Annotated in this window: 24 protein-coding genes; 6 read left to right on the top strand and 18 right to left on the bottom strand. The window is 63.9% G+C overall.

The features are described from left to right. Positions 1–61: 61 nt before the first annotated feature. From RX330_RS12820 to RX330_RS12805, 4 genes are all read right to left on the bottom strand, one after another. Positions 62–868, bottom strand: coding sequence for an SDR family NAD(P)-dependent oxidoreductase (locus RX330_RS12820; RefSeq protein WP_317243211.1), 807 nt, complete (start codon positions 866–868; stop codon positions 62–64). A gap of 22 nt (positions 869–890) precedes the next feature. Beyond that, positions 891–2,183 (bottom strand): TRAP transporter large permease, encoded by a 1,293-nt coding sequence (locus tag RX330_RS12815; RefSeq protein ID WP_212090992.1) that lies wholly within the window; start codon positions 2,181–2,183, stop codon positions 891–893. Next, positions 2,174–2,722 carry a TRAP transporter small permease gene (locus tag RX330_RS12810; RefSeq protein WP_212090989.1) on the bottom strand — a complete coding sequence of 183 codons (549 nt, stop codon included), beginning with the start codon at positions 2,720–2,722 and terminating at the stop codon, positions 2,174–2,176. The genes RX330_RS12815 and RX330_RS12810 overlap by 10 nt, the downstream gene beginning before the upstream one ends. A 64-nt stretch (positions 2,723–2,786) precedes the next feature. Next, positions 2,787–3,758, bottom strand: coding sequence for a TRAP transporter substrate-binding protein (locus tag RX330_RS12805; RefSeq protein ID WP_212090986.1), 972 nt, complete (start codon positions 3,756–3,758; stop codon positions 2,787–2,789). 292 nt (positions 3,759–4,050) lie between these two features. Here RX330_RS12805 and RX330_RS12800 point away from each other — a divergent pair, with 292 nt between their 5' ends. Further along, positions 4,051–4,833, top strand: a complete 783-nt coding sequence (locus RX330_RS12800) for a cyclase family protein (protein WP_212090983.1) — start codon at positions 4,051–4,053, stop codon at positions 4,831–4,833. Between the two features lie 4 nt (positions 4,834–4,837). Here the strand turns inward: RX330_RS12800 and RX330_RS12795 are convergent, their stop codons facing one another. The 3 genes from RX330_RS12795 to RX330_RS12785 all read right to left on the bottom strand — a co-directional run bounded on the left by RX330_RS12795 (position 4,838) and on the right by RX330_RS12785 (position 6,775). Further along, positions 4,838–5,566 carry a Crp/Fnr family transcriptional regulator gene (locus RX330_RS12795; protein WP_212090980.1) on the bottom strand — a complete coding sequence of 243 codons (729 nt, stop codon included), beginning with the start codon at positions 5,564–5,566 and terminating at the stop codon, positions 4,838–4,840. Positions 5,567–5,840: 274 nt separating this feature from the next. Continuing rightward, positions 5,841–5,969: a hypothetical protein gene (locus tag RX330_RS12790; RefSeq protein WP_317244061.1), complete on the bottom strand. Its 129-nt coding sequence runs from the start codon at positions 5,967–5,969 to the stop codon at positions 5,841–5,843. Positions 5,970–6,061: 92 nt separating this feature from the next. Next, positions 6,062–6,775: a helix-turn-helix domain-containing protein gene (locus RX330_RS12785; RefSeq protein WP_212091669.1), complete on the bottom strand. Its 714-nt coding sequence runs from the start codon at positions 6,773–6,775 to the stop codon at positions 6,062–6,064. Between the two features lie 154 nt (positions 6,776–6,929). Between RX330_RS12785 and RX330_RS12780 the strand changes: the two genes are divergently transcribed. Continuing rightward, positions 6,930–7,247 carry a c-type cytochrome gene (locus RX330_RS12780; protein WP_212090965.1) on the top strand — a complete coding sequence of 106 codons (318 nt, stop codon included), beginning with the start codon at positions 6,930–6,932 and terminating at the stop codon, positions 7,245–7,247. A gap of 3 nt (positions 7,248–7,250) precedes the next feature. Here the strand turns inward: RX330_RS12780 and RX330_RS12775 are convergent, their stop codons facing one another. Genes RX330_RS12775 through RX330_RS12765 form a run of 3 tightly spaced genes read right to left on the bottom strand, consistent with a single transcriptional unit; the run spans position 7,251 to position 10,264 of the window. Beyond that, positions 7,251–8,354 (bottom strand): ABC-type transport auxiliary lipoprotein family protein, encoded by a 1,104-nt coding sequence (locus RX330_RS12775; RefSeq protein ID WP_212090962.1) that lies wholly within the window; start codon positions 8,352–8,354, stop codon positions 7,251–7,253. A 3-nt stretch (positions 8,355–8,357) separates the two neighbouring features. Next, complete coding sequence (locus RX330_RS12770) at positions 8,358–9,125, bottom strand: ABC transporter ATP-binding protein (protein WP_317243210.1); 768 nt, start codon at positions 9,123–9,125, stop codon at positions 8,358–8,360. A gap of 2 nt (positions 9,126–9,127) precedes the next feature. Beyond that, positions 9,128–10,264 carry an ABC transporter permease gene (locus tag RX330_RS12765; protein ID WP_317243209.1) on the bottom strand — a complete coding sequence of 379 codons (1,137 nt, stop codon included), beginning with the start codon at positions 10,262–10,264 and terminating at the stop codon, positions 9,128–9,130. Positions 10,265–10,322: 58 nt separating this feature from the next. On the opposite strand from RX330_RS12765, the gene RX330_RS12760 reads away from it, so the two are divergent. Together RX330_RS12760 and RX330_RS12755 are read left to right on the top strand one after the other, a co-directional pair. Then, the gene (locus RX330_RS12760; protein WP_249153543.1) at positions 10,323–10,715 is read left to right on the top strand and encodes a hypothetical protein; all 393 of its coding nucleotides are present in this window, start codon (positions 10,323–10,325) and stop codon (positions 10,713–10,715) included. Continuing rightward, positions 10,716–11,201 carry a phage holin family protein gene (locus RX330_RS12755; RefSeq protein ID WP_212090941.1) on the top strand — a complete coding sequence of 162 codons (486 nt, stop codon included), beginning with the start codon at positions 10,716–10,718 and terminating at the stop codon, positions 11,199–11,201. It begins immediately after the preceding gene. Between the two features lie 7 nt (positions 11,202–11,208). On the opposite strand, the gene RX330_RS12750 is transcribed toward RX330_RS12755, so the two are convergent. Both RX330_RS12750 and rfbF read right to left on the bottom strand, forming a co-directional pair. After that, positions 11,209–14,415, bottom strand: a complete 3,207-nt coding sequence (locus RX330_RS12750) for a GNAT family N-acetyltransferase (protein WP_317243244.1) — start codon at positions 14,413–14,415, stop codon at positions 11,209–11,211. After that, positions 14,412–15,182, bottom strand: coding sequence for a glucose-1-phosphate cytidylyltransferase (gene rfbF, locus RX330_RS12745; RefSeq protein WP_212091164.1), 771 nt, complete (start codon positions 15,180–15,182; stop codon positions 14,412–14,414). The genes RX330_RS12750 and rfbF overlap by 4 nt, the downstream gene beginning before the upstream one ends. A 218-nt stretch (positions 15,183–15,400) precedes the next feature. On the opposite strand from rfbF, the gene RX330_RS12740 reads away from it, so the two are divergent. Further along, complete coding sequence (locus RX330_RS12740; RefSeq protein ID WP_212091161.1) at positions 15,401–16,363, top strand: UDP-glucuronic acid decarboxylase family protein; 963 nt, start codon at positions 15,401–15,403, stop codon at positions 16,361–16,363. Positions 16,364–16,402: 39 nt separating this feature from the next. Beyond that, entirely contained in the window at positions 16,403–17,707 is a 1,305-nt protein-coding gene (locus RX330_RS12735; protein ID WP_317243243.1) for a hypothetical protein, read from the top strand. 13 nt (positions 17,708–17,720) lie between these two features. On the opposite strand, the gene RX330_RS12730 is transcribed toward RX330_RS12735, so the two are convergent. From RX330_RS12730 to asnB, 6 genes are read right to left on the bottom strand one after another with little or no spacing between them, the layout of a single operon-like run. Beyond that, positions 17,721–18,914 carry a glycosyltransferase family 4 protein gene (locus RX330_RS12730; RefSeq protein WP_317243242.1) on the bottom strand — a complete coding sequence of 398 codons (1,194 nt, stop codon included), beginning with the start codon at positions 18,912–18,914 and terminating at the stop codon, positions 17,721–17,723. Beyond that, entirely contained in the window at positions 18,907–19,839 is a 933-nt protein-coding gene (locus RX330_RS12725; RefSeq protein ID WP_317243241.1) for an NAD-dependent epimerase/dehydratase family protein, read from the bottom strand. Before RX330_RS12725 ends, RX330_RS12730 begins: the two co-directional genes overlap by 8 nt. A gap of 3 nt (positions 19,840–19,842) precedes the next feature. After that, positions 19,843–20,694 carry a class I SAM-dependent methyltransferase gene (locus tag RX330_RS12720; RefSeq protein ID WP_317243240.1) on the bottom strand — a complete coding sequence of 284 codons (852 nt, stop codon included), beginning with the start codon at positions 20,692–20,694 and terminating at the stop codon, positions 19,843–19,845. Next, positions 20,684–21,289, bottom strand: a complete 606-nt coding sequence (locus RX330_RS12715; RefSeq protein ID WP_317243239.1) for an acyltransferase — start codon at positions 21,287–21,289, stop codon at positions 20,684–20,686. The genes RX330_RS12720 and RX330_RS12715 overlap by 11 nt, the downstream gene beginning before the upstream one ends. 43 nt (positions 21,290–21,332) lie before the next feature. Continuing rightward, positions 21,333–22,421 (bottom strand): glycosyltransferase, encoded by a 1,089-nt coding sequence (locus tag RX330_RS12710; protein ID WP_317243238.1) that lies wholly within the window; start codon positions 22,419–22,421, stop codon positions 21,333–21,335. A gap of 3 nt (positions 22,422–22,424) precedes the next feature. Next, positions 22,425–24,263, bottom strand: coding sequence for an asparagine synthase (glutamine-hydrolyzing) (gene asnB, locus RX330_RS12705; protein WP_317243237.1), 1,839 nt, complete (start codon positions 24,261–24,263; stop codon positions 22,425–22,427). Positions 24,264–24,266: the final 3 nt, after the last annotated feature.

Below are 24,266 nucleotides of genomic sequence, written 5' to 3'. Positions count from 1 at the left end.
TCGCAACTGCGAAATGCAGCCGGAACACCGAACGAGGCGCGGCTTTCGTGCGCCGATCGACCTATTTGTGCAGCTGGGTGAGACCGGTCGGCGGGCCGTCGACCGCGGTCCAGCCGCCATCGACGAACAGAGTGCTGCCGCTGACATAGCTCGCGGCGTCCGAGGCGAGATAGGCCACGGCGGTGGCGACCTCATCGGCGCTGCTCCAGCGGTTGAACACGGTGTGGCCGGCGTAGAGATTGTAGATGTCGGGGCGCTGCTTGAAAGGGCCAGTCAGCGCGGTCTCGGCGATGCTCGGCGCGATCGCGTTGACGCGCACGCCGGCGTGGCCGACCTCGGAGGCAAAGCCCTTGACCAGCAGGCCGATGGCGGCCTTGGTCGAGCCGTAGACACCAAGGCCCGGCTCGATGGTCACCGCGCGCACCGAGGAGCAGGCGATGATGCTGCCGCCCTTCTGCTTGACCATGATGCGGCCGAACGCCTGGAAGAACCAGACGGTGCCTTTGACGTTCAGGTTGAGGACGCGGTCGAGATCCTCCTCGGTGTAGTCGAGGATGATCTTGCGGATGTTGAGCCCGGGCGTCGTCACGGCGATGTCGAGCCGCGGAAATTTCTGCATCACGATTCTGGCGAGCGCGTTGACGTCCGCAGCGCTTGCGGCGTCGCACGCTGCTGCCTCCGCCCAGCCGCCCTTGTCGCGAATACCTGCGGCCGTCGCTTCCGCAGCGTCAAGCGCGCGATCGGCGCAAACGACACGGGCCCCTAACCCGGCGAGGGCCTCGGCCGACGACTTGCCGATGCCGGATGCGGCACCGAGGACGACTGCCGTCTTGCCGGTGAGATCGAAGAGCTTGCGATAGTCCGTCACTGATAGTGTCTCCCTGGTGCTGCTAGCCCTTGTAGCCCATCAACAGGCGAGGCAGCCACAGCGAGAATGCAGGGACGTAGGTCACGAACATCAGTGCTGCGATCAGCGCGGCATAGAACGGCAGGATGGTGCGCATCACCGCACCCACCGAGATGCCGCCGATGGCGCAGCCCACGAACTGCGTGGTTCCGACCGGCGGGGTGTTGAGTCCAAGCGCGCAGTTGATCAGCATCAGCATGCCGAACTGCACCGGGTCCATGCCCGCCTTCATCGCGATCGGCAGAAAGATCGGAGTGCAGATCAGAATGGTCGCCGCCATGTCCATGAACGTGCCGAGCACGAACAGGATGACGTTGATGAGCAGGAAGATGACCCAGGGTTGCGTCGACACCTTGCTCATCATCTCGCCGGCCAGGTCGGCCACCTCGTAGAGTCCCATCAGGTACTGGAACATGGTGGAGACCCCGATCAGCAGCAGCACCACGCCCGTCGTCTTCACGGCCTTGGCCGCGGCACGCAGGAAGTTGCCCCAGGTCATGGTGCGGTAGATGAAGAAGGTCAGCAGGATCGTGTAGGTGACCGCGATGGCCGCAGATTCGGTTGCCGTGAAGACGCCGGACAGGATGCCGGCCAAGATGATGCCGACGATCAGAAGACCCGGCAGCGCGGCCGCGAGCGAGCGGAACACCTCGGCCCAGCCCGGGAACTTGCCGGCCGGATAGCCGCGCTTCACCGCGACAGCGTAGGCGGCCACGAGCATGCAGACCATCAGCACGATCGCCGGCAGGAGGCCGGCGGCGATCAGCGCGCCGATCGAGACCTTGCCGCCGGCGGCCAGGGCATAGATGATCATGTTGTGGCTGGTCGGCATCAAAGCTCCGACCAGCGAGGCGTGGGTGGTGACGTTGACGGCGTAGTCGGTGTCGAAACCCTCTTTCTTCATCATCGGGATCATCACCGCGCCCATGGCGGACACGTCGGCCACGGGCGATCCGGAGACGCCGCCGAACAGCGTGCAGGCGACCACGTTCGACATGCCGAGCCCGCCGCGGATGTGCCCGACGAGATTCTTGGCGAGTTGCACGATCTTGTCGGCAACACCGCCATGCAGCATCAGCTCACCGCTGAACACGAAGAACGGAATGGCAAGGAAGGAGAAGATGTTCATTCCCGACATCATCTGCTGGAAGATGACCGCGACGGGCAGGCCTTCGTAGAGAATAGTGCAGATCGCCGAGAGGCCGATGGCGAAGGCGACGGGAACGCCAAGAACGAGGAAGCCGAAGAAGGTGGCGCCGAGGATCATCAGTTCCATGAGGGGACGACCTCTTCGCCGCGCAAGAGAGCCATGATGTGCTCGATGGAAAAGGAAACGATCAGGAGACCGGAGGCGATGAGCGGCACGTAGCGGATCACCTCGGGCAGGCCGAGATTGGGGATCTTCACGGTGCCGACCGAAGACCCGAGGATCCAGCCGTTATAGGCCATCGCAATGCCGAACACGGCCACCAGGACGTGGATCACGAGCTCGATCTTCTCCCGCATATGATCCGGAAGCATGACCAGCAGACTATCCATGCCGATGTGTCCGGCATCGCGCACGCCGACCGCGGCCCCGATCAGCGTGACATAGAGGATCAGAACCAGTGCAAGGTTCTCCGTCCAGGTCGGGCTGGAATTGAGAACGTAGCGCCCGAACACCTGATAGAACACGATGGTGACGATGACGAGCAGGCCGGCCACGGACAGATACATGCCGATGCGAGCAATTGGAGCGTTGATCCGTGACAGCAAGCCGGTGGACGGTCGTCCGACCGCCTCATGCTCATGATCTGCGACGTGTGGGTCTGTCATCCCGCGCCTCCCCGCCTGGGTCCGGTGTCGCGGGTCGGCGACTCCGGACCCGACGCCGTTGTGCTTACTTCGAGTCCTGGATGCGCTTGACGAGGCCCTGCAGCTTCTCGTCGCCGGCGAACTTCTGGTACACCGGCTTCATCGCATCGACGAACTCCTGCTTGTTGGCGATTGTCACGACCTGGACGCCAGCCGCCTCGACCGTCTTGCGCGAGGCCTGCTCACGCTCGTCCCAGAGCTTGCGCATGACGGGCACCGATTCCTTGGCTGCCTTGCGGACCATCGCCTGGTCTTCCTTGCTCAGCGTGTCCCAGACCTTCTTCGACATCACGAGAACTTCGGGCGCCAGGGAGTGCTCGGTGATGTTGTAGAACTTGGCGGCCTCGAAGTGGCGCGAGGACTCATAGGAGGGCCAGTTATTCTCGGCAGCGTCGACAAGCCCGGTCTTGAGCGCGGTATAGACTTCGCCATATGGCATCGGCGTCGGATTGGCACCGAGGCTCTGGATCATGCCGACCCACAGGTCGGATTGCTGGACGCGGATCTTCAGACCCTTGAGGTCGGCGAGGGACTTGACCGGTGCCTTGACGGTGTAGATGGAGCGGGCGCCGCTGTCGTAATAGGCAAGGCCGACCAGGCCGGCGGGCGCCATCGCCGCCAGGATCTCGTCGCCGATCGGCCCGTCGAGGACGGTGCGCATGTGCTGCGTGTCGCGGAACACGAAGGGCAGGCACAGCGCGATGGTCTCGGGCACGAAATTGTTCAGCGGCGAGGCGTTGATCCGCATCATATCGAGCGCGCCGATCTTGAGTTGCTCGATGGTGTCCTTTTCGGAGCCCAGGGCACCGTTCGGAAACACCTTGACGCCGAGCTTGCCGCCGCTCGCCGCCGCGAGCTGCTTGCCCATGAACTTGACGGCCTCGACGGTCGGATAGTCTGCCGGATGGACGTCGGCCGAGCGGAAATCGCGTGCGGTCGCCAAAGGCGCCGAGAGCGCCAGCGCAACGGCTGTGATGATACCGGTGAGTGTCTTCATCTGGGCTTCCTCCGGGGTTGATTATTTCGTTGTCGGGCAGGCTGCGGGCCGCCTTGGGTCGCTCCACTTCAGGCGTGAAGTCAAGCACCAAGTCGTCCCTAGGGCGGACGGCATTCTCTGTCCAACCCAATTCCAGCATCGATCAATGCAAGAGTTGCATCGATCAATTTCTGACGCAATTCGCTTTATGGCGGGTACGGCTGGTGTCCATCGTCGCCGCCACGTGACTTGACGCCGGCAACAGGGGCCCCTCAAGATATTCGAAACAGCGGACCATGTTGAGGGAATGCCCATGCCGCGGAAGCTGATCGATATCTCGGTGCCGCTGCGAAACGACGTGACGGCCGATCCGCCGGGCAACCATCCGACGATCCAGTATATCGATCACCAGCAAGGCCTGCCCCGGATGCTGCAGTTCTTCGATGGTCTCGAGGCGCAGGATCTGCCGGACGGACAGGGCTGGGCCGTCGAACAGGTCTCGCTTTCGACCCATAACGGCACGCATCTCGATGCGCCCTGGCATTTCCATCCGACCATGAACCGCGGCGAGCGGTCATGGACCATCGACGAAGTCCCGCTGGAATGGTGCTTTCAGCCCGGCGTGAAGCTCGACTTCCGGCATCTGCCTGACGGCTATGTGGCGAGCGCCGACGACGTCGAGAACGAACTGAAGCGCATCGGACACACGCTGTCGCCGCTGGAGATCGTCGTCGTCAACACCAGCGCCGGGGCCAAATTCGGCCAAGCCGAATACGTCAATTCCGGCTGCGGCATGGGTTATGCGGCCACCATGTACCTGCTCGAACGCGGCGTTCGCCTGACCGGCACCGACGGCTGGAGCTGGGACGCGCCGTTCGTCTACACCGCGAGGAAATACGCCGAGACAAAGGATGCCGGCCTGATCTGGGAAGGCCACAAGGCCGGACGGCACATCGGCTATTGCCATCTCGAGAAGCTGCACAATCTCGATCAACTGCCCTCGACCGGGTTCACGGTCTCATGCTTCCCGGTGAAGATCGAACGCGCCTCCGCGGGCTGGACCCGCGCGGTCGCCATTATCGACGATCAGGCCTGAGGCATCACTCGCCGTTGAGGCCGCTCTCGGCGAGTTCGCGCAGCGCATCCGTATCCAGCACGACGATGGCGCCGTGCTCGAGGCGAACCCAGTTGCGGCCGGCCCATGCGCGCAATTGCTTGTTGATGCTCTCGCGCGTCATTCCCACCATCTCGCTGATCTCCTGCTGCGTGATGGCCAGTGTGCCGCTGCCGGAGTCGAACTTGCGCTCCTCCGTGAGACCGAGCAGCGCGCTGGCGAGCCGCCCCGGCAGGTTCTGGAGAATGACCTGCTCGACCTGCTGGCTGGTCCAGCGCAGCCGCGCACAGAGCAGCTCGATGAACTTCATCGCCAGAGCCGGCTGGCTTTTCACGAACGGCAGGAAGTCCCGGCGGTCGATGATATAGAGCTCGCAATTGGTGTTGGCGGTGGCGTCGGCGGACCTGGGCGCGCCGTCGAGCACCGCGATCTCGCCGAAGATTTCCCCGGGACCGATCAGATTGAGAATGGCGTTCCGCCCATCTGGCGACGAGGAGGAGATCTTCACGGTCCCCGAGATCACCGCGAACAGATTGTTGCCTGGATCGCCCTTGGCGGCGATCGTCGCTCCGCGCTTCACGGTGGTGTGCTTGGCGTAGCGGCAGAGTTGATCGAGAGCCTCCGGCTCCAGATCCGCGAAGATCGGGTGCTTGCGCAGGACCGATAGTTTGTTGCCCGCCGACTGTCGGGGGTCGCCGGTCTTGTCCTGAGGCACGCCGCGGGGCTCCTAAGACTACGAGGCACTGAGGTTCCTGCGTAGTCAACGTTATCAGGCTTTTCAACCGGAAAGCACGCGCGCGGTTTGAGGCAAATGCCGCGAAAAAGCCGCGGTCATGCCGGAAGTCCACATCCGAAGGATGCGTCGATGCGTTTTAATTGATGCAGAGTTGCAGGCCGCGCAACGCGCGATTGCGTTGAGACGCTGGCCTAAGCCAGCCGGACGAGCGTCGGCCGCTGGCTCGTCTGAGCGGACGAAGACTTCAGGCGCTTCAGCGCTTGGAATCCGGATCGAGCCGGCCGGCGCTGGTTTGCCGGTCCGCCCAAGCCAGAGCTGCGGCGAATGCGACGAAGATCGCGACGACGACAATGGACATCAACAATGCGTCAGCGGGCATCATGCTCCTCCCTGATGGTTGCGCCATTATTTGCCGCGGCCGGCCGGCGTCATTGATTGAGATCAAAAAAGGATCAGGGCGCCGCGGACGGACCGTCAGGCTGCGGCCAGCGCTTCGGCGCGCGCAGGATCGAGCAGGCTGATGCCGCCGTGAATGATCTCGATCACGCCGTGACGCTCCAGCTTGGTGAAGGTGCGACTGACGGTTTCGATGGTCAGGCCGAGATAGTCGGCGATGTCCTGACGGCTCATCGGAAGCGGGACCGTATCGGACAGCCCATTGTGCGCGACCAGCCGTCCACGCCAGCCGAGCAGAAAGGCTGCGACTTTCTCGTCGGCGGAGCGGCGGCCGAGCAGGACCATATGGTCGCGCGCCTGGCTCAACTCGCGAACGGCCAGCTCGTTGATCCGCCTGAGCAGCTGCGGCCGGTCTTCGATGAAGCGGCCGAACGGCGCTTTGCCGAACTGGCACACGGTGACCGCGCCGATCGCATCGGCAGAAAAATTGTGCCGGCCGGACAAATTCATCCCCAGGAAATCGCCGGGCAAGGCAAAGCCCACGATCTGTCGCCGGCCGTCGGGCAGCAGCTTGTACAGACGCATGACGCCTTCGAGAACGTTGTAGAACGAACTGGTGATGTCCTCCTCGGAGAACACGGTCTCGCCGGAGCCAAAATGAACGCGGCGTCCCAGATGTTCGAACTCCCTGAGCTCGGCCGCATCCAGTGACGAACAAACCGCCGCTCCTCGCACGGCGCAATCGTCGCAGAAGTGCCCGCTCGGCTCAATCGTGACCACGGAAGGCTTCATCCACCGCTCCTCGCGTCGATCCAGCTCCGCCCCCCGGCCGAGCCGGCCACGCATCTGCATTTTACTGCACTGCGCCAAAGCCAGTTGACTCAGATCAAATTCGGGTGGCATCCCCGTCTTATTCTGCATCCAGCGTTCGACAGGATCACTTTCCATGCTGCAAGGCGCCCTGCGTCACGGCCTGATTGGGCTGCTTCTGATTACGCCTGCGCTGGCGGCTCCCACCGCCGAACAGCGCGGCAAGGCCTTTGCGCGGGCCAACTGCGCACGCTGTCACGCGATCGACCGCGTTTCCCGCAGTCCGCTCGAGGGCGCGCCGCCGCTGCGCACCCTGCATCGGTGGTATCCGATCGAGACCCTCGGTGAGGCGCTGGCCGAAGGGATCTACACCGGTCACGCCGACATGCCCGCCTTCGAGCTCAGTCCAGACCAGATCCACGACCTTCTGTCCTACCTGAAGACGCTGCAATAGGCGTCACACCGCCTGCACGGTCCACCCGATCAGCTCCTTGGCGATGCGGGCAAAGGCCGCGTCGAAGGCGGCGACTGAGGCGGCCGGCTCGACCTTGTCGAGCTTTTCGCTGGTCTCGACCAGGCGCGAGGCGACCACCTTGCCGTTCTTGTCGACGATCCGCGCCGACACTCCGATCTCGACCCGTGGCTCACCCTCCGTGGCAATCCGAAAGCGCCGAATGTCGATCAGGAGCTGATAATCCGCCTGGCCGAGGTCGGACGTGCGCAGCGGGGCGTGAGCGATGTCGTAATTCTCGAAGCTGTCGATCAGGCGCGCCTGGAACAATTTCGGAATGCTGTCGGACCAGAGGAAGTCCGCAAAGCCCGGTCTGTCCCCGGCGGGCGCGAACAGCATGCGCTGGGTCTGCAGCATTGCGACCGCGCTCGGCTCGGGAATGGCCAGCGACGCCATGAGCGTCTTGCCGGCCGGACCGAGGTTCTGCGGCGAGTGCAGGTCGTAGGTGACCTTCTGCGCAGGCGTACCGCCGCCGGTCATCTTCTCCAGGCCCGCCAGAATGCCGTCGATCTTGCCGGTGTTGCGCGCCAGCCCATCGGAGAACGTCTTCAGATTGGCTATCGTGTCCTTCAGCGGACCGGAATTGTCCTCGAGGACGGTGTCGACCCGCCGCAGGGCATCGCGCGCGGCCTGGGTCATGCTTTGACCGGCGCCGGCCTCGGCGATCAGGGTCAGGGGCTCGCCGGACTTGGCCATGATCACACCGCCTTCCAGCGTCACCACCGGCACGCCGGTCAGACCCTGGAATTCGAGACCGACCTTGGTGTCGGAACGCACCGGAGTGGCGGTGGCAACCGAGATCGTCGCGTTGACGAAGCGCGGGTTGTCAGGCGCGAGCCCGAGCTGGGTCACCTCCCCGACACGAATACCATTGAACAGCACGCCGGCGCCGACCAGAAGTCCCGGGACCGGCCCCTGGAATTGCACGTGGTAGTTCGTGCGCGGCCCGATGCCGCCGGTGTTGTTCAGCCAATAGACGAAGCCGAACACCGCGAGGATCGCGGCCAGCACGAAACTGCCGATCAGCACGTAGGGAGCGCGGGTTTCCATGTCTCATCTCATCTCGTGTTGCAGCATCTGCGAGCGCTTGCCGTGGAAATAGGCGCGCACCCAGGGATGCTCGGATTGCAGCAATTCGCGCATCGGGCCGATCGCCACGATCTTGCCGTCGGCGAGCGCGGCGACGCGGTCGCAGACCGTGGTCAGGCTCGCAAGGTCGTGAGTGACCATGAACACGGTCAGCCCCAGCGTCTTCTGCAGCGTCTTGATCAGCGCGTCGAAATCGCCCGCGGCGATCGGATCGAGGCCGGATGTCGGCTCATCGAGGAACAGGATCGGCGGATCGAGCGCGAGCGCGCGCGCCAGTGCCACGCGCTTGGTCATGCCGCCGGACAGCTCCGCCGGATATTTGTCCGCGTCCTGGGCGCGCAAGCCCACCATTTCGAGCTTGGCGATCGCAATCTCGTCCATCAGCTCCTGCGACAGGACGAGATTTTCACGCAAGGGAAACTGGACGTTCTGGCGGACCGTCAGCGAGGAGAACAGCGCGCCCTGCTGAAACAGGATGCCCCATGTCGTGGCTGCGCCGCGGCCGTGACCACCGGTGGGTTGTCCCATGACTTCGATGGCCCCGCCCTGGCGCGGAATGAGGCCAATGATGGTCCGCATCAGCACCGATTTGCCGCCGCCGGACGCCCCCACCAGCCCCAGGATCTCGCCCCGGCGGACGTCGAGCGACAGATGGTCGAGCACGATCTGGCGGCCGAAGCCGACCACGAGGTCGCGAACGCGGATCGCGAACTGGTCTTGCGATGCATCCATCGTCACATTCCGATCGACGCGAAGAAGATCGCGAACAGGCCGTCGAGCACGATCACCAGGAAGATCGACTTCACCACCGACGTCGTGGTCTGCCGTCCGAGCGACTCCGCGCTGCCCTTGACGCGCAATCCCTCGCTGCAGGCCACGATCCCGATCACCAGCGCCATGAACGGCGCCTTCAGGATGCCCACCTCGAAATGTGTGACTGTGATGGCCTCGTGCAGCCGCGCGATGTAGATCGCCGGCCCCATGTCGCCATAGAACTGCGCGACGAGACCGCCGCCATAGAGCGCGGCAATCGATCCGATGAAGGTGAGAATCGGCAGCGCAATGATGAGGGCCAGAACGCGCGGCAGGATCAGGACTTCGACGGGATCGAGCCCCATGGTCGAGAGCGCGTCGATCTCCTCGCGCATCTTCATCGAGCCGAGCTCGGCGGTGTAGGCGCTTCCCGACCGGCCGGCGACCATGATGGCGACGATCAGCACGCCGAGCTCACGCAGCACCAGGATGCCGACCATGTCGACGGTGTAGGACTCCGCGCCGAATCTGCGGAAATGGAAGAAGCCCTGCTGGGCGATGATGGCGCCGATCAGGAAGGTGATCAGCGCGACGATGGGAATCGCCTGCCACCCGATGCGGTAAAGCTGATACACCAGCGACGTCAACCGCAGCGAACGCGGCCGTCGCAGCACACCGATCACCGCCATGAACAATGCGCCGAGCATCTGGAGGAAGATCGTGACGTCTTCCCGCGCGCCAACCGTAGATTTTCCGAAATCGCCGAGCCTCGCCAGCACCGGATTGGGCGCAGCCGTCGGCGCCGGCGCATTGCGGTTGACCTGACGTACCTCGTCCATCAGCCCACTGAAATGATCGGCGACACCGACGAACTCGGTCGATCTGCCGGATGACGAAGCCCTGCGAGACAGCTTTTCCAGGACCCAGGCCCCGAGCGTGTCGAGCGCGCTGACGCCCGACATGTCCATGGTGACGACGCGCGACCGATCGACGTCGGGTCCCACCGACCGCGACAACGTCTCGAGCGTGACCACATTCGCGGCGGTCCAGGGCCCTTCGGGACGCAAGTTCAGCACGTCGCCGGACGGCGTTGCGAGCAACAGCGGTTCGTGGTTCACGCGTTCCACCTCATCGGGGCAATTGGCCCCCAGTCAGACAGCATTTCTAGGCCAGCATATGGCCGCCGGCTTGACCTGTCTCAAGACCCGGACCACGCCGCGGATTGACGCAAATCAAGCGCGATCGCGCGCGCGGGTCCTAGGCTTGCTCACGTTCAATGGGGATACCAAGTCCATGTTCAACAGTGACGGGATGAGCGAAGAACTGCGGGCGCTGAAGGTCGATGTCACACGCTTGCTGAGCACCGCCGGCGAAGAGATGTTCGAGAGCTCGAAGGATCGCGCCGAGGCGCTCGCCGATCAGATCCGGGCCGCGCTCACCGAACTCGGCGAGACCGTCGACGACGAGCAGGAGCAGCTTCAGGGGCTCATCGCGGAGCGCCCGATCACATCGCTCGCCTCCGCGTTCGCACTCGGCGTGATTGTCGGCTTCATGCTGAGGAGACACTAAGTGAATACCGAGAATGTGGTCAAACATCTGCGCGCGCTGTGGCGCACCGACCGGATCATCGCGGACATCAGGCTGCGCCATCTGTTGATCGGCCTCGGCCTGCGCGCCTTTGCGGCGCTGATCGCGGCGTTCGGGCTTCTGATGTTGGAGCTGTCTGCCTATTTCGCGCTGGTCCAGATCTGGAGTGCGATTGCCGCGGCGGCCATCCTCGGCGCCGTCAATTTTGCCATTGCGGCTGTTCTCTTCGCGATCGCCGGCCGCGCTCCGTCAGGGCGCGACCTCGAACTAGCCAGCGAAATTCACGACACCTCCATCGAGGCTCTCCAGCTCGAAGCGCGAGCCCTCCAGGCCCAGGTGTCGGGCGCCGTGCATCATCCGCTCAGCACGATCGTGCCTGTGCTGGTGCCGTTGATCGCGATCATCGTCAAGAACTTGCGCACAACGGCCAGGAAGTCTGCCGCAACGTCGACTGAAGCGGGCTCCTAGAGCGCGCTCAGAGCTTCAGCTTGACGTCGCAGATATCTGGCTCGGCGGGATCCGGCTTGACCTCGAAGCCGAGGTCCCGGCACATTTCGAGCATTACGATGTTCTCCTTGAGCACGTCGCCCGATATGACCTTCAGACCTTCCGACTTGGCGTAGTCGATGATCAGCTGCATGAGGGCCCAGCCGAGCCCCCTGCCCTTGAGATCGGATCGCAGCAGGATCGCGTATTCGCCGCTCTCGTAGATCGAGTCCGAATGGAGCCGGACCACGCCGACCATTTCGCCGGTGGCCTCGTCGAATGCAATGAAGGCCATCGCGCGCGCATAGTCGAGCTGGGTGAGGCGTGCGATGAACTCGTGGGTAAACTCCTTCATCGGCGCGAAGAAACGCAGGCGAAGGTCGTGCGCCGTGACGTGGCGCAGGAATTCGTGGATGGTCGGCTCGTCCTCGGGACGCAACGGCCGCACGAAGATGCGCCAGTCGTCCTTGACCTTGAGGCGGCGCTCCCATTGCGACGGATAGGCGCGAACGGCGAAATTGGCCGGGCCGGAGCCGACAAACTTCCGTTGCGGCGGCCCGACCGCGACGCGGGCATCCACCGCGGTCACGCCGGTTTCGTCCGCCAGCAGCGGATTGATGTCGAATTCGCGGATCTCGGGAATGTCGGCCGCCATCTGCGCGAGCTTGACCAGCACCATGGCGACGGCATCTGGCTTCACCGCCGGCACGTCCCGATAAGCAGGCAGCAACCGCGACACGCGGGTGCGGTCGATCAGGTCGCGGGCCAGTTGCAAATCGAGCGGCGGCAGCGCAAGCGCCTTGTCGTTGATGATCTCGACCGCGGTGCCACCACGGCCGAAGACGACCACGGTGCCGAAAGTCGGATCGTCGGCGAGGCCCAGGATGAGTTCGCGCGCCTTCGCCTTGACGACCATCGCCTGGACGATGACGCCGCCAATGCGGGCCTCGGGCCGCAGCTTTCTCGCCCGGGCGAGAATGTCGGACGTGGCCGCTCGCACGGCCTCGGGCGTCGTCAGATTGAGAACGACACCGCCGACATCGGATTTGTGGATGATGTCCCGCGACATGATCTTCAGCACCACGGTGCCGCCCTGTGCAAAGATCTCCTTTGCGTAGCTCACCGCCTGCTCGACATCGGCTGCCGCATAGGTCGGGACCATCGCGATGTCGTAGGCTTCGAGCAGGTTCTTGATCTCGACAGGCTCGAGCCATTCGCGGCCGTCCGCAATCGCGGCGATGACGATCTGCCTCGCTTCCCGGGCGTCCGGAACGAACGTATCAGGCATCGCGGGAGGAACCTGGCTCAGCTCCTCTACCACTTCGCGGTGTCGGACCAGATGCATGAAGCCGCGCACGGCGTCGTCTTCGGTCGGGTAGTTCGGCATACCGGCGCCGGAAAGCGCCTGAATGATGTGCTGATCGGCTCCAACCCAGGCCGCCAATACGGGCTTCGCCCAGCGACGATGCTCCTCGCGATATTTTCCGACAAGGTTCGTCACGGTCGTCGCGATGTCGGCCGCCGAGGCAATCGCCGTTTGCACGTTGAGGACCAGGACCGCATCATTGTCGCGATCGGCCAGCAGCACCTCCAAAGCCGCCGCGTAGCGCGAGGCGTCGGCGTCGCCCACGATATCGACGGGGTTTGCCCCGGACCAGGTCGGCGGCAGGACCGCGTCGAGCGTCTTGCGCGCCTCAGCCGAGATGGTCGCCGGGATTCCGCCGAGCTCGACCAATCGATCGACGGCGAGGACGCCGATCCCGCCACCGTTGGTCAGAATAGCGAGACGCTTCCCCGCGGGCGATTCGACTCGGCCGAGTGTCTCGGCGCAATCGAACAGCTCACGCAGATCGGAGACCCGCACCACACCCGCCCGGCGGAACGCCGCGTCATACACGGCGTCGGCGCCGGCGAGCGCGCCGGTATGCGTGGCCGCCGCCTTCGCGCCCTGCGCCATGCGGCCGGACTTCACCACGACGACGGGCTTCACGCGCGCGGCGGCACGCGCCGCCGACATGAATTTGCGCGCATCCTTGATGGACTCGATGTAGAGAAGGATCGCGCGCGTCTTGTGATCCATCGCGAAATAGTCGAGCAGATCGGCAAGATCGACGTCGATCTGATCGCCGATCGAGACGATGCCGGAGAAGCCGACGCCGCGCTGCGCAGCCCAGTCCACCATGCCGGCAGCGATCGCGCCCGATTGCGAGATCAGTGCGAGGCTGCCCGCCCCCGGCATATGCGCCGCAAAGCTAGCATTGAGGCTGACCCCCGGCATCATGATGCCAAGACAGTTCGGTCCGATCAGCCGCATGCCGTATTTGCGGGCCGCGGTGATCGCAGCCTCGTACAGAGATCCCGGTCCATGGCCAAGCCCGGCCGAAACGATCAATGCGCCCGCCGAGCCGCGACGCCCGGCCTGGTCGATGATGGCGGGAATCTCGCGCGCTGGCGCCGTGATGACCACGAGCTCGGGCACGAAGTCCAACCGGTCCAGACTCTTCACCGCGGCGACGCCGCCGATTTCGGCATGGCGCGGATTGACGAGGCCGAACCGTCCCTTGAATTCGGCCTTGTGAATGTTCTCCAGGACAGCGCGTCCGACGGAGGCCGGACGGGCGCTCGCACCGACGAGCGCGACTGAACGCGGCGCCAGCAGATGGTTCAGACGATAGGTTGACATGAAAGCAAGCGAGCCCGGCTCGGCACAGGCCTTGCTGTTGCTGTAGGGATCGTCACCGCCGAGCCGGTCGCCCTCGCCGAAGGCGGCGCCTGTACCGTTGTTCTCGTAGCACTTGTCGCTGGTGACGTTCAGGATCACCTGCACCGAGCGCAGATGCCGCGCCGCCTCCAGCACATGCACCGTGCCCATCACGTTGGTCGCGAAGGTCTCGACAGGCTCTTCATAGGAGGGGCGAACCAGCGCTTGCGCCGCCATATGGATGACGATATCGGGCTCGGCCTCCGCCATTGCGGCGCGCAAGGTCGGGAGATCGCGGATGTCGGCCACGCGGTGCCTGATGTCGTCGGCGATGCGAGCCGTGATGAACAGCGCGGATTGGTGTGTCGGCGGCAGCGCATAGCCGTAGACGTCAGCCCCGAGACGGCGCAGCAGCAGCGAGGCCCACGCCCCCTTGAAGCCGGTGTGGCCGGTGAGGAAGACCTTCTTGCCGCGCCAGAATGCCGGATCCGTCACCAGATCCTCCATTTGGCGCGGTTGCTGGCCCATTCGCCCTCGAGGAAGTTGCGATCGCGCAGCGAGTCCATCGGGTGCCAGAAGCCGGGATGCACATAGGCGCGCAGATCGTCACCGCGCACCAGTTGCTCCATCGGCTCGCGCTCCCAGATCGTGTTGTCGTCTGCGATCAGCTCGCCGACCGATGGCGACAATAGAAAGAAACCGCCATTGATCCAGCCGCCATCGTCATTGGGCTTTTCCTCGAAATTGACGACCCGGTCACCCTCGATCGCGATCGCGCCGAAGCGCTTGGCCGGCCGCACCACCGAAACGGTGGCGCGGCGCCCATGCGCCTTGTGGAAAGCGATCTCGGCGGCAAGGTCGATGTCGGCGACACCGTCGCCATAGGTCAATGCGAAGAAGGGCTCGTCCGCGACGTAGGACAGCACCCGCTTCAACCGGCCGCCGGTCTGGGTGTCCTCGCCGGTGTCCACCAGCGTGACCCGCCACGGCTCGGCGGTTTCGCGATGCACTTCCATCCGGTTCTCGGCGATGTGAAAGGTCACGTCGGACATGTGCAGGAAATAGTTCGCGAAGTACTCCTTGATCATGAAGCCCTTGTAGCCAAGGCAGATCACGAAATCATGGAAGCCGTAATGGCTGTAGATCTTCATGATGTGCCACAAGATGGGCCGCCCGCCGATCTCCACCATCGGCTTTGGTCGCGTGCTGGTCTCCTCCGCGATTCGCGTGCCGAGGCCCCCTGCAAGAATTACGACTTTCATTCGTTTGCTCCGAACGGGAGGCCCGCTCCCCGCGTATTCCCGACGGCTTCTATACGAAGTGGCGAGACCTGGAAAATCATCGGCTCTCAAGCAACTTTCGATGTCAAGAGGTATTTAATTACCCTCTTGCAAAGCTATTGGCGTTTTCGCCCGTAGCCGATACCACTCTGCCCGCCGCACCGGGGCAAGACCGTCCCGCGACCCAGCTGGAACCGACCATGCCGTTTGAAAACTACAGGAACAGCCGCATCCTCGTGACCGGGGGCGCCGGGTTCATCGGATCGCACCTCTGCGAGCGACTGCTCGATGCCGGGGCCGAGGTGGTGTCCGCGGACAATTATTTCACCGGCAGCCGGCGCAACATTGCCCATCTGATCGCAAATCCGCTGTTCGAAGCGGTCCGGCACGACGTCACCTTCCCGCTCTACATCGAGGTCGACGCGATCTTCAACCTGGCCTGCCCCGCCTCGCCGATCCATTATCAGCGTGACCCCGTGCAGACCACCAAGACCTCGGTGCACGGCGCCATCAACATGCTGGGGCTCGCCAAGCGGCTCAAGGCGCGCATCTTCCAGGCCTCGACCAGCGAGGTCTACGGCGATCCGCTGATCCATCCGCAGACCGAGGATTACTGGGGCAACGTCAACCCGATCGGCATCCGCTCCTGCTACGACGAGGGCAAGCGTTGCGCCGAGACGCTGTTCTTCGACTATTGGCGTCAGCACGACCTGCCGATCAAGGTCGCGCGCATCTTCAACACCTACGGCCCGCGCATGCAGCCAAATGACGGGCGCGTGGTGTCGTCCTTCATCGTCCAGGCGCTCAAGGGCGAGCCGATCACCGTGTTCGGCGACGGTGGGCAGACCCGCTCGTTCTGTTATGTCGACGACCTCGTCGAAGCCATCATGCGGTTGATGGTGACTGCGGAAGACATCACAGGCCCGATCAACCTCGGTAACAATTCCGAGTTCACCATCCGCGAGCTCGCCGAGAAGGTCATCAATCTCACCGGCTCGCGCTCCAAGCTGGAGTTCAAGCCGCTGCCGCAGGACGACCCGCGCCAGCGCCAGCCCGACCTCGCCAAGGCGAAAGCGGTGCTGAACTGGCAGCCGAAGGTCGCGCTCGAGGACGGGCTGAAGGAGACGATCGCCTACTTCAAGCATTCGCTCGACATCGCCTGATCTGCTCGCAACTCCCGTCGTTCGCAGCGAGCTAAGGCCATGAGCGCACCGCCCGGCATCATCAGCGATCTGCGCGCCCGCCTGGACTCGAAAGCAGCGCTGACGAAACTGGTCCTGCTGCACAGCGCCGTTACCTGCCTGTCGCTGATCGAGGTCGCGACCTTCCAGCTTTCCATCGACTTCGATCCGAAACGCCTCTGGATCGCGGTTCTCGTTGCGGCCGGCTTTTCCGTCGTCTCGCTGCTATTCGCCTCCGCCCGCTTCAGCTTCGGCTATTTCGTCGGATTCTATTTTTACACGATGATCCTGGGCTTCCTGTGGATCGACGTCTTCTCCGACTACAACTACCCGCGATTGCTTGCAGGAGTTTCGGCGGCATTGGCGCTGCTGCTCTTCCTGATCCCCGTTTTGTTCATCGGGGCGCCGCTGCGGCAATTCGTGCCCCTGTCCAACGCCCGCTTCGAGCATTTGCTGACGCTCATTCTGGCGGTCTCCATCGCTACCCTCGCGGTCGCTTCCACCTACAATTTCCGAATGGTCTCGGTCGCGCGCATTTACGACTATCGCGACGCCCTCGAATTTCCGGGAGCGCTGCGATATCTCATAGGGTGGGTTTCCAGCACGCTGCTGCCGTTCGCCTTCGCCTGCTACTGGCTGCTCGGCCATCGCGTCCGCGCCGTCCTGGTCCTGGTCCTGCTTCTGTTGTTCTATCCCGTCACGTTGACGAAATTCGCGTTCTTCACGCCGGCCTGGCTGATCACGCTGGTCGTGCTGTCACGGCTTCTGGAAGCGAGAGCATCGGTCATTGCCTCGATTTTCGTCCCGATGCTGATAGGACTACTCGTGATCTGGCTGACAGAGGCGAGCCTGAGGAGCATTCCGGGCAGATATTTCGACATCGTCAACATCCGGATGATGGCGACGGCATCAGGCGCGCTCGACCTCTACAACCACTTCTTCGCGAACCACCCGCTGACCTGGTTCTGCCAGATCTCCGTCCTCAAGCCGCTGGTGCATTGTCCCTACGACGAACCGCTGGCGGTGGTGATGCAGAACACCTACGGTTTCGGGCAAGTCAATGCATCGCTGTTTGCGACTGAGGGCATTGCCTCCGTCGGACCGTATCTTGCGCCTCTGACCGCGCTCGCATCCGGCCTGGTGCTCGCGGTTGGCAATCGGACGTCGGCGGGGCTGCCGCCCCGCCTCGTACTGATCTCCGCCGGAACGTTGCCCCACGTTCTGCTCAACGTGCCGCTTACGGTCGCGCTCCTCACGCACGGAACGGCCCTTATGTTCCTGCTCTGGTATGTGGTGCCTCGGAGTATCTTTGCACCGAAGGTCTAGTCGGGCCGCGCGCTCAGCCGGCCCGTGACTCCATCACGTCCCGAGTCAGCCGGATGAAATCCGCAACGAACGCCTCGACGCGCTGCTCGAGGTTCGGCAACAGATTGCGGACGGTCGCAGCCTCGGCCGTTTCCGCAACCTGCAACATTTGATCGGCCAGCGCCGCGGCGTCTCGGATGCCGAAGTATCGCGCGCTACCCCCGGTCTGTTCGCGATGGACATCGATGTCGGACAGAATCATCGGGACACCGAACGACTTCGCTTCCTCGACAGTCGTGCTCCACCCCTCGCATTCCGAAGGATTGATGAGCGCCATCGATGCACGCAGGAGGGCATAGACATGATCCAGGGGAATCAATCCGAGATGCTTGAAGTTCGGCTCCAGCCCGCGCGAGCTGACCTCGCTCATGGTCTTGTCGAAAAGGCCGGACTCGCGGAAGTCCTCCGTATTTCCAGAGGCCGCGACGACGACGTCGCGCCCCCGAGACTTCAGCAGATCGAGCGCATCGACCACGAGCTGGTGATTCTTGTGCCGCCAGAACTGGTTGGGCAGATAGAAATAGCGTCGCGGAAGATCATAGCGGGCGATCACGTCAGACGGATCCGTGGTGAGCAGTCCGACAGGGGGCTCGCTCGCAAATCGAACGACCGAGACGCCGTTCGAACTGCCCGGATAGAACTTCCTGAGATCGCCGAGCGCGCTGGCGCTGCTCAGCATGATGTGCCGACCAGACGCGATCTGAGCCCGAAAGCCGAGATCACGCCGCCAATAGGCGGCCCTGGAGAAAAGATGGGGAAGCAGGCGATGCTGAAAATCCGGGAACCATGCGACTGCCGGAAATGGCAGGCGCCAGCCAAAGAAGCGCGCGGATTCGAACACCATGTCGATCCCGTTGGCCTTGAATTCGGCAACGGCAGGCGCGTCCAAGCCAAAGACGATCGCTCGAGCGAGATCCGTCGTGCGGGCAAGTCCGGTCGCGCCGTGATCGAACACCGGCGAGCGCACGACCTCGACGCCGGGAATGCTGGCCAAGGCCGCGATCTCATCGGGATCGTCCGCCGCTCCGGCAAACAGCACAGGGACCACCATCCCCGGAGAATGCCGGTTGAGCACCTCGAACAGATTGCGTTGATAGTTGTAACCGCCCGCCCATAGGCGTCGCGGGACGTTGGTGAACGCAATCCGCAGCGGTGCGCGCTTAGGCACGGCCCGGGCCCCTGAACCATTCGACGTAATCGGCGAGACCGCGCTCCAGCGGCAGGCGCCAGTCGAAATTCATCTCGCGCAAACGCCCGTCATCCGCCAGCAGGCTGACCGGGTCGCCCGGCCGCGCCACGCCGGAATAACGAACGACGGTGTTGCTTCCCCAATTCCGGATCAGGCCTTCGGCAATATCGGCGACGCTCGTGCCGCGTCCCGAGCCGCCATTGATCGGCCGGAATTCATCCTGGTGCACCTCCTCCGCAACGCGGGCCAGCAAGCGAACGACATCGCGGACGTCGGTCCAGTCCCTTATCTCGGCCCCGGTCCCTCCCAGATCGAGAGACCGTTCATCGCTGCTCAGCCGTGAGCAGATGTCCCAGAGCAGTTGCTTGCGAAGGTTCGGACCGTAGACCGAGAACAACCGCACGACGGTGCAGCGAATGCCGAAACTCTGCGCATAGCTCCGGCACAGCTGCTCCATCATCAGCTTGTGATGACCATAGGGCGACATCGGCGCGAGTGCGGCGCTTTCGGGAATCGGACCGGCATGCTCCGAACCGTAGACCGCCGCGCTCGACGCGACCACCAGACGGCACGCCGGTGCAGAGCTTCGAAGCCATTCGAGCAGGCGTGCCGTGCTCGTCACCGTCCGCGAAAAGTCCTCGAACGGGCGCGCGATCGACGGCCCGACCGACGATCCACCCGCTAGATGGAAGACCTGCGACGGCAACCCGCGCGCAGCGGCGAGCGCGCTCAGGTTGGCCGCGTCAACCTCGCCATTGATCCACGTCTGCAAGCCGAGGGCGCGCGCATCGGCTGCATCGAGCGCGCCGTGACCAAGGCCATGAACTGCACGCCCGGCGCCTGCCAGCTCGCGAACGAGATGACGGCCGATGAACCCGTTCGCACCGGTGACCCACGCGGACATGATCTAAACCTTGTGACAAACGAACGAATAGAGCCGGCCAGGCCGACGGTCAAAGCTCTTGGCCAGCGAAAGCAGCGATACGAAGACGCGCTGCGAAGCAAAGGCCGCGCGCCACAGCGGACCGGCTGGAATCTTCAACGTCAGCCTTTCGACAACCGCGGATCGCAGCGTCTCCATTGTGTAGGGAAACAGATTGATGGGACTTTGCAGCGGAGCCAGCGTCTCGACAGCCGCAAAGCCGGCCGATTTCAGCGCGCCGGTATAACGGTTGAGCAGGTAGGCATGCTCGCCGCCGTAAAGGCGATGCAGCGGGTGCTGATCGAGGAACTGCTGAAGATCGCTTTCCTTGCTGATCACATGCTCCCGCGCGGCGATCAGCATCCCGCCGGGGCGAAGCACACGAAACATCTCGCGGCAGGCGCCGTCGAGGTCGCGCATATGATGCAGCACCGCGCGCGCAAATACGAGATCGAATGTTTCGTCCGCGAACGGCAGGCGCTCCGAGAATTCCTCGACCACGTGGATCGGCAGCTTTGTCTCGGCCGCCAGATCGCGGATCGCCGCCGCACCGACGATCGCGCTGCCATCGGGCTCGAGGGCAGTTACCTCAAATCCGCTGCGAGCCAGCGCGTAGCTCGCAATGCCGCGACCGGCACCGACGTCGAGCGCCGTGCCGGAGCGGCCGGACAGCAGCGCCGCAATCGCCTGCCACTCGGAGCTTCGAAAATAGCGCTCGGCAGCCGCGGCCAGCGGATCATCGTAGAAGGCGTCACGCACGAGCTGGCCCTGATCCGGCTGATTGCGCAGCCAGACCACGGCTTCCTCCCAAGTCGTGAACTTCCCGTTACCGCTCATCGGGCCGGAGCTCCCTGACCAGCACCGCCGGGTTTCCGGCCACGATCGAGAAGGCCGGCACGTCCTTGGTGACGACCGCGCCGGCCGCTACCACTGCCCCCTCGCCAACCGTTACGCCGCGTAGCACCATCGCACCCGCGCCAACCCAGGCATCATCGCAGATCCGAACCGGGGCTTCGTCGAGCGAAAGCTCACGCGGATGACCGCTCGTGAATATCTGTCGGACCTGTTCGTGTCGCGCGGCCGCCCCGATCGGATGAGTCAGACTGTCGAATACATTCGCCGAATGGGAGATCAGAACCCGGTTTCCAATCTCGATGGAGGCGGCGGACCAGATCCGCGTCCCCTCGCCGACATAACACCATTCGCCGATCCTGATCTGCCCACCATGGGCGAAGGTCATGAGTTCGCCGAAAATTCGGCTCTGCGCGCCAATGTCGATCTTGTCGGTGTCGCCGTAGATATTCCTCATCCTGGCGTCGGCGCCGAGCACAGCGCCGGCACCGAGACGGCACGTCGCACGTCCAACCATCCGCTGGACCATGTAGTCGACATTGCGGCCGGTGAACCGCTGAATCAGGAAGTTGAGGTTCATGCAATCCACTGAAAATCGCGTCGCCCGGGACGCTCTAGCACGGCTAAATCCGTCCGACGAGATCGCCGAACTGCTTCCATTGCACGTCCTTGCGGTAGACGTCCCGGACGCGGGCCCGGCCAAGGGCGGCGATCTCCGCCGACCTCGGCCAGTCCTGCAAGCTTCGAGAAATGACCTCGACGGCCTGCTCCGGGGTATCGTAGGTCTCGATGGTGCGCCCCTCCTCCATACCGTCCGGATACCCTCCGGCGTCGGAGACGAGCAGCCCGCCGCAACCCATCGCCTCGAAGCAACGCATATTGCCGCGATCAGTGCCAGCCATGTCGATCGCGCCGTTGAGCACGATCTTCGACGACCCGATCAGTTCGTAGAGGCTCCTCCCAAACACGGGAGGCTTCGCAATGGCGGCGATGGCATCGGGGCGCCGGTGCTCGCGCAGCGGGAGCAATCGTCCGAGCGCGGTCTCGGCGAGCCTGGTCAGACGCGAGGCATCGAGACATAGCACGATGTTGCGACTGGCCGCGAGCTGCGCGACCTGCTCCAGCGTCCGGGCGCGCGCCCGATGGTGCCGCGAGTAGCCGCCGACGAAGACGACGTCGATCGGGCGTTCGCCGTGGCCATATTCGTCCATCACGGGATCATGTGCCGGAAAGAACAATTCGGCCCGGCATCCCTTGCCGCGCCAAATGTCGAGGATCGACGGAAAGTTTCCCAGCACGGCGCCATACGCCGTGAAATCGGCATTTCCTGACGGCGCCGCACGCCAGCACAACGCCGTCTTGACACAGCCCGGCAGCTTGGCGACGAAGGCGCTCGGATAACGCACCGGATCGAGGTTGTAGAACACCTCGGTGGCGTGATGCTCGATCTGCGCAAGCAGGATGGCCTCGAGGGTCGGCTCGCCCGACATGCCCTGCTCGCGCGCCCAGCGGCGCTGCAGGATCTCGTCGTCTCCGTTGGTGAAGAAGGCTTCCGGCGATGCATCGAGCACCGGCTTGAGGAAATGCGCCGCGCCGAAACGGTCATGCAAGAACACATCCCGCCGCTCCGCGAAGCTATGGGTATTCGCCGCGAGCTGGTTCAGCTGCAGCAGATAGGACGGGTAGAGGGCGCTATTCTGGAACAGGCGCATCGCTCAGGCGTACCTCGCCAACATCCATTTCATGTTCAAATACGGCCAGATCCGACCGACCGTCTCCCAGTCCCAAGTTTTCGACGCCGTCAAGCGGCTCACCGCTCTGCGCAAGGCCGTTTCATCCACCATTTCGGCAAAGGCCGGCACCTCGCGGTCGAGCAGGTCCGCCGTCCATCCGGCCAAAGGTCCGTTCAGCCATTCGGGCATCGGTGAATTAAAGCCGACCTTGCGGCGCGCGGTCCGGATCGATTCCGGCATCAAATTGGCCATTGCCCGCCGGGCGACCGCCTTGGTGTAGCCATCTGCGAACTTGCTGCTTTCGGGAAGCGCCATCGTGTACGTCACCAGGCGCCAGTCCATGAAGGGCATGCGGACTTCGACGCCGTGAGCCATCGAGAGACGATCGAAGTTGCGCAGGATGGTGGGAAGCACCGTGCTGTGAAACATGCGGTAGAGGCGCTTGTTCAAGCCGCCCCATTCGCGCGGCAGCACGTCGTCCTCCGCCGTCAGCGGGAGTTGAGCGGGAAGATCGCGCAGACCGCCGCGCAGAAAGTACACCCCCTGGCGCCTGAGGCCGAACGCACGCAGGACATCCACGCCGCGCCGGGTCAGCGCCGAGCGCGAGGCGAGGTCTTCGGCTGCGTTCCGGATTCGGAATGCACGCGCCTGTCCTTGCTGCAAATAGGCGCCCATCAACTCGTCCGCGCCGTGGCCGTCCAGCGACACCGTCACGTTCTGCCGCCTCAGCTGCCGATAGATCAACCACACGGCGCTGGGCAGCCCGATATAGACGTCATCGAGATCGTCGAGAATCCGATCCAGGTCTGCAAGTGCATCGGCCTGCCCGATTTCGAGGAAGGTCGGCGCAACTTCAGCCCAGGCGGCGGCCTCCTCTGCCATCGGCCGCTCGTCGTTCGAGGCGCCGGGAAACGTCGCGACAAAGGCATGACGCCATGCGGCGCTGTCGCGCGGCCCCATGCCCGCCTTCTCGTGCGCCGCCATGGTGCAGATCACCGCCGATGAATCGAAACCTCCAGACAGGCAGGTCCCGATCGGCACATCGCTGCGCATGCGCAGTGCCACGGCGTCCTGGAACAGCTCGCGAAAGCGCGCGGCGCGTTCGGCTTCGGTGGCAGGCACGGTCGGCAGATGATCCACCGTCCGCCACCAGCGCCTGACACTGACCTTGCCCTGGCGCAGCCACATGCAATGGCCGCCCTGCAGGCGGCGAACCTGGCGAAACAGGGTTCGCTCGCTTCCTTCGATCCCGAAGGGGTCGAGCAGCAGCCGGCGCGCCACTTCCGTGTCAACGGATGCATCGATCAGCCCGCTCCGCACCAGCGCCCGCTGCTCGGACGCGAAGATGAATCGCTTCGGCGACGCCGCGTAGAGCAGCGGCTTGATGCCGAAGCGATCGCGCGCAAGAAACAATTCGCGCGTGCCCGTGTCGAAGATCGCCAGAGCCCACATGCCGTTGAAGCGGGACAGCATGTCTTCCCGCCAGGCCTGCCAGGCCGCCAAGATCACTTCGGTATCGGACTGGCTGCGGAACACCGCGCCCTGCCCCTCGAGTTCGCGGCGCAGCTCGAGAAAATTGTAGATTTCGCCATTGAACACGATCACATGGCGGCCGTCCGCAGACAGCATCGGCTGATATCCGCCCTCGCCGGGATCGATGATCGCCAGCCGGCGGTGGCCGAATGCGAGGCTTCGGTCTGCGCTGAACCAGGTCCCCTCGCCGAACGGACCACGATGCGCGATCAGGCCCGTCAGCCGCGAGATGTCAGCCCGCTCCACCGCATTGCCGCCCAGATTTACGATGCCCGCGATTCCGCACATGTC

This window comes from Bradyrhizobium sp. NDS-1 (assembly GCF_032918005.1).
In the GTDB taxonomy this organism is placed as follows: Bacteria; Pseudomonadota; Alphaproteobacteria; order Rhizobiales; family Xanthobacteraceae; genus Bradyrhizobium; species Bradyrhizobium tunisiense.
The sequence above is the reverse complement of the archived record's forward strand: the minus strand, read 5'-3'. Positions and strand labels throughout refer to the sequence as shown.

Bases quoted from the DNA above. Each gene is read 5' to 3' on its own strand.
- RX330_RS12810 (WP_212090989.1), bottom strand. From the start codon at position 2,722: ATGACAGACCCACACGTCGCAGATCATGAGCATGAGGCGGTCGGACGA.
- asnB (WP_317243237.1), bottom strand. From the start codon at position 24,263: ATGTGCGGAATCGCGGGCATCGTAAATCTGGGCGGCAATGCGGTGGAG.
- RX330_RS12785 (WP_212091669.1), bottom strand. From the start codon at position 6,775: ATGAAGCCTTCCGTGGTCACGATTGAGCCGAGCGGGCACTTCTGCGAC.
- rfbF (WP_212091164.1), bottom strand. From the start codon at position 15,182: ATGAAAGTCGTAATTCTTGCAGGGGGCCTCGGCACGCGAATCGCGGAG.
- RX330_RS12815 (WP_212090992.1), bottom strand. From the start codon at position 2,183: ATGGAACTGATGATCCTCGGCGCCACCTTCTTCGGCTTCCTCGTTCTT.
- RX330_RS12760 (WP_249153543.1), top strand. From the start codon at position 10,323: ATGGCCGCCGGCTTGACCTGTCTCAAGACCCGGACCACGCCGCGGATT.
- RX330_RS12775 (WP_212090962.1), bottom strand. From the start codon at position 8,354: ATGGAAACCCGCGCTCCCTACGTGCTGATCGGCAGTTTCGTGCTGGCC.
- RX330_RS12725 (WP_317243241.1), bottom strand. From the start codon at position 19,839: ATGTCCGCGTGGGTCACCGGTGCGAACGGGTTCATCGGCCGTCATCTC.
- RX330_RS12800 (WP_212090983.1), top strand. From the start codon at position 4,051: ATGCCGCGGAAGCTGATCGATATCTCGGTGCCGCTGCGAAACGACGTG.
- RX330_RS12735 (WP_317243243.1), top strand. From the start codon at position 16,403: ATGAGCGCACCGCCCGGCATCATCAGCGATCTGCGCGCCCGCCTGGAC.
- RX330_RS12715 (WP_317243239.1), bottom strand. From the start codon at position 21,289: ATGAACCTCAACTTCCTGATTCAGCGGTTCACCGGCCGCAATGTCGAC.
- RX330_RS12740 (WP_212091161.1), top strand. From the start codon at position 15,401: ATGCCGTTTGAAAACTACAGGAACAGCCGCATCCTCGTGACCGGGGGC.
- RX330_RS12720 (WP_317243240.1), bottom strand. From the start codon at position 20,694: ATGAGCGGTAACGGGAAGTTCACGACTTGGGAGGAAGCCGTGGTCTGG.
- RX330_RS12780 (WP_212090965.1), top strand. From the start codon at position 6,930: ATGCTGCAAGGCGCCCTGCGTCACGGCCTGATTGGGCTGCTTCTGATT.
- RX330_RS12710 (WP_317243238.1), bottom strand. From the start codon at position 22,421: ATGCGCCTGTTCCAGAATAGCGCCCTCTACCCGTCCTATCTGCTGCAG.
- RX330_RS12770 (WP_317243210.1), bottom strand. From the start codon at position 9,125: ATGGATGCATCGCAAGACCAGTTCGCGATCCGCGTTCGCGACCTCGTG.
- RX330_RS12790 (WP_317244061.1), bottom strand. From the start codon at position 5,969: ATGATGCCCGCTGACGCATTGTTGATGTCCATTGTCGTCGTCGCGATC.
- RX330_RS12805 (WP_212090986.1), bottom strand. From the start codon at position 3,758: ATGAAGACACTCACCGGTATCATCACAGCCGTTGCGCTGGCGCTCTCG.